Source organism: Anabaena sp. FACHB-83, from assembly GCF_014697485.1.
Taxonomy (GTDB): domain Bacteria; phylum Cyanobacteriota; class Cyanobacteriia; order Cyanobacteriales; family Nostocaceae; genus Nostoc_B.
This window is the reverse complement of sequence record NZ_JACJRY010000107.1, coordinates 1-4,305: the sequence shown is the minus strand read 5'-3', so window position 1 is coordinate 4,305 and position 4,305 is coordinate 1. Positions and strand designations below refer to the sequence as shown.

The window sequence follows — 4,305 nt, the reverse complement described above, 5'->3', positions numbered from 1 at the left end:
CCACACCCGAAGATAAAATGTTGGGATTGACACAACTAGCCGTGGACAACCATAAAATTGCGACTGTGACCGAGTGGCTGGCTGACAAGAATGTTGCGATTGCCCAAGTGCCACCAGAAGATGTGCCACTGGAAACGAAAAAGGGACTCGCCGTATTTAATTTGGTAAATTCATCAATTCCTGAATCAACTTTTGAGTCCATGACCAAGAAGTTTGGTCGTGTGATTGATTTCCAAGCTGAATACGAGAAGAAAGTGCGATCGCTGCCTGACCGTCCAAAACATTTAAAACCGCCCGTGGCATCACCCCAAGCGCCACTGTCACAGCCGCCGCCGCCGCAACCGCAGTTTCCGCAGGTACAGCCAAATCCCCTTGCTCAACTCAAGCCTATAAACGATGCGGTGGCTTCTCACATGAAAAAAGATGTGGCGATGGCAGACATAGCCACTCAATTCATCGGTAAATCATCAGCACCAGCCAGTACACCATCCAGTACTCGCAATTACGAACAGGCTTGGGGCGATGGCGCAAACACAGGCAATTATTCAAAAACCGACGTAATCATGGTTTCTGGCTCCGGCCCGTGGCGGGGTGTAACAAACGAGCAAATCCAACAGACTTTTGATAATCACTACGTCCCACTGCTTGATAAGGCTATAGCTGCTGGTAGTTCGTTTGTGGTGGGTAATGCCCAAGGAACTGATCAGCTAGTACAAAAATACTTGCAGGAGCGTGGCTACAAGTTGGAGAGTACGCAGCAGGGCTATACTCGCGCTTCATCACCATCTGTGACCATCGACCACCTGCGCTCATGGTACATTGCGGCTGATGGTTTGGGTAAACCTGACGATTACAAAAAACGAATTGTTGAAGTTGCCAATGAGTTCAAAGCTACCGGTCAGTTATCGCCCAAAGCTGTGGCGGCAATGGAGCAAGATACACTCACTCGAATCTCCCAGGTGTCCCAGAAGTTGGCATCAAATATAGGTCAGCTTGGAAATGATGGTACTGTCCGTGTTACTGGTAAAACGTATGATTTAGCATTAAATTCTGAACGCAAAGATTTGGCGATCGCTCACAAAAATGGCGATGTAATTCTGTTTGTGCAGGCTGGGAAGGTTCAAATTAATAATTTAACTCCAGAGGTGTTGCAGGATTTTGAAACTGCTAACAGTAAACTTGACGAAGTTATCGAAAGAAATCAAAAGCAAGCAGCAGGCTTGCAGAGGTGAGAAAAAATTAAAGCTACTAACAAATAGTTAGTAGCTTTAATTTTAAAACGGGATTTCTTCAGCGAAATTCATCGGCTGTATATCTGAGGAGGAAGACGAGATTTGTCTTTGTATCTCTTCCTCAGATACCACTATATCTATTTCTCTCCACTCAATATCCTGAAGCATCATAGCAGCCTCTGGATAATCGATTTCATGCTGAATCATGAGTGCGAGAATTTGAGAGTTGTACATAGTCGGAACCTCTGTCCAAACGACATCAGTGGTTATTAGCGAAGCGATAAAAATTATTCGTTTAAATCATGATATTTCTTGATAAAATAAAGTTTATGGAATCAAATTTACAACTGATTGTATGTTTACTCGGAGCGTGGTCATGCAACTTTTTCAAGACTACGAAGTTTACAAGGATTTGTTTGGATTGGAAGTAGAATAGCAATCAGAAAAAAATAACCACTCTCTATGGAGTGGCGGATTGCTATTATTTTCGGTGGTACAAGACAAGGGAATCGAACATTCCGGGGAATCTGGGTATTTCGATTCGCCGTTCAAGTCTCCAATCGTGTTGAAGCAGTTTCCTGAACCGAGTGCAACCAGTAGCCCCGTCTGTATCGCCTATATAAACAACTCTGTCGCCAGAGTAATTCAACAGGCACTGGTAAGCCATCGGGCTATAACCCGGCGGCCAACAAAGAAACAGGCAATGGTCAGGGTAGTCAGCAACGGTGCTGGGGTTGCCAACTTCAACTTCTGTCCACTTGTTAGAACAGTAGCCGTTGTCGTAGGGCTGTTCATCGAACGCCCGAATGACCCCGCCTGCCTGTCTAACCAGAAACGCCCAATACCCTGTTCCTGCACCTATCTCGATGATGGGTGACAAGGATACGAGATATTCGATAGCTTCTTGGTTCGGAACAGCCCAGGCGAACTGTCTTGCCAGAGAAACTCGCTGTTCCGAAAGGTCACAGCGAGAGAGGCTATTGAAAATTTGTAGGTACTCGTTCATGCGAGATCCTCCGAGAGACTACGCCGGTTATTAGCGAAGCGATCGCTGTTCGGAGGAATTTCACACCTAAATAGTGTGGGAAAGGTGGTAGCCACGAAGTAGGTAGTTCAAGAAATTAAATGAATTGAACTACCTACGTTATTTATATCGTGGCGGAAACCTGACTCACGCGGATTTATCCGCAGTGGTTATTTGTAATGATGAGGGTCATTAATGTATTGTTCAATAATTGCCGAAGAAACTTTACCTGTCGTGTCATAAAAATAGGCATGAGTCCACAAAGTAGGAAGCTTAAGTAGCTGTGGAAACTCTTGTCTAGCATTTTACAACAATGTATTGTATATAGCAATGAGTCTTATACAGAATTAAGGGGGTGATAAAACAGTGGCTAAGAGTAAAACTCCATCTTTCGTGACTACGATTCCATTGTTAGTTGATAGCAAGCAAGAATCAGAGTTATTGGCTAGGTTTCAAGCTAGTAGGCAGTTATATAATGCTTGTCTCAATGAAGCAATAACTAGGATGAAGTTGGTTAAACAATCTGATATCTATCAGACAGCTAAAAAACTGCCCAGAGAGCAAAAGAAACAACGTTCTAATATGTTCTCGGAAGCTAGAAAACTTTATAGATATTCGGATTATGAATTACAAGCTTATGCCACGTTAGTCAGTAATAAATCAAAATGGATTGCTGATAAAATAGACTCTAATACCCAACAGACAATAGCTACTCGCGCTTTTAGGGCTAGTGAAAAAGTTTTGTTTGGACTAGCTAAAAAAGTTAGGTTTAAAACTCCTAATAGATTCAAGTCTATTGAAGGCAAAACAAACAAACAAGGCTTGCGCTGGAAAGACAATCTACTCGTATGGGGAAAGCTTAAGCTTAATCCTATTATCAATGAATCCAATCCAGTAATAGAGCATGGGTTAAGCTCACCTGTCAAATATGTTCGTCTGCTGTGGAAAGAGATCAATAGTAAACGTCGTTGGTTTATTCAGTTAATTAATGAAGGTCTACCATATCAAAAACCACAAAATTATATTTCAGAAGGTATTGTTGGTTTAGACCTCAATATCTCTAACATTGCCTTTGTAGGTGACAATCACTCTGGGCTACTACCTTTTGCTGACAAAGTTCCTGATTTTCAAAAAGAAATAACTCGATTACAGAGAAAAATGCAACGCTCTCAACGTGCAAATAATTCTGAAAATTATGAGGCAGACTTTTTAGCTAAAAAGGGACGTAAAACAGTTGTTAAGCAAGGTAAAGTTAAAAAAAGTAGTCGTAAATGGAACAAGTCTAAATACTACAAAAAGAATGCTCAAAAGAAGCGTGAGTTAGAAAGACGCAAAACATCTTATGCCAAGTCTCAAAATCGTAAAGTAGTTAATGAGATTTTAAGACATGGCAATATAATTAAAACCGAGAAAGTCTCGGTTAAGGGATGGCAGAAACGCTACGGTAAGGCTATTTCTGCTAAATCACCTGGATTTGTACAATCCGAATTGAAACGCAAAGCTGAAAACGCTGGTGGACAATTCATAACTTTTTCTACTCAAAAAACTGCACTCTCTCAAACTCATTTAGATGGTAGTCGTATCAAAAAATCTCTATCCCAACGGGTTCATAGAGATGTGACAGGGATTGTTATGCACCGTGATATTTTCAGTGCATTTCTGAGTAGATACGTTAATGAGGATCAGTTGTCATTGCAAGATGCTCAATGCGAGTATCCAAGGTTGGAGCAAACCCTATGGTTGGCATGGCAACAATATCAAACAAACTGTGAACAAGTAGGCGAGTCCGAACGTAGGCTGACTCATTCATCCTCAGAACAGTTCAACCATGAGGGCAAAAGCGTTAACCAGATAGCTGTTAAGAGCGAAAAGTTAGCGTGAACTTTGCCTGAATCCACGAACTTCTAGTTCGTGGAGTGGCTCAAATTATATTAAGAATTATGAGTGTTCAATAACTCTCTTCATTCTTGACTCTAGTTTTTCTTGATTAATTGGAATATTGGGTACAGTTACAATACAAAATATGGGTTTAACAAATATTTCCACTTC

2 protein-coding genes and 2 pseudogenes are annotated in these 4,305 nt (G+C 41.5%); 2 read left to right on the top strand and 2 right to left on the bottom strand.

Translation table 11 applies throughout. From position 1 onward, the window contains the following. Positions 1 to 1,232 (top strand): annotated as a pseudogene (locus H6G79_RS37195) (hypothetical protein); the annotation flags it as partial. Between the two features lie 42 nt (positions 1,233 to 1,274). Here H6G79_RS37195 and H6G79_RS36105 read toward each other — a convergent pair. Together H6G79_RS36105 and H6G79_RS36100 are read right to left on the bottom strand one after the other, a co-directional pair. After that, entirely contained in the window at positions 1,275 to 1,466 is a 192-nt protein-coding gene (locus H6G79_RS36105) for a hypothetical protein (protein ID WP_190595319.1), read from the bottom strand. A gap of 960 nt (positions 1,467 to 2,426) precedes the next feature. Beyond that, positions 2,427 to 2,555: pseudogene (locus H6G79_RS36100) on the bottom strand (transposase); the annotation flags it as partial. A 67-nt stretch (positions 2,556 to 2,622) separates the two neighbouring features. On the opposite strand from H6G79_RS36100, the gene H6G79_RS36095 reads away from it, so the two are divergent. Next, the gene (locus H6G79_RS36095) at positions 2,623 to 4,137 is read left to right on the top strand and encodes a transposase (RefSeq protein ID WP_190595320.1); all 1,515 of its coding nucleotides are present in this window, start codon (positions 2,623 to 2,625) and stop codon (positions 4,135 to 4,137) included. Positions 4,138 to 4,305: the final 168 nt, after the last annotated feature.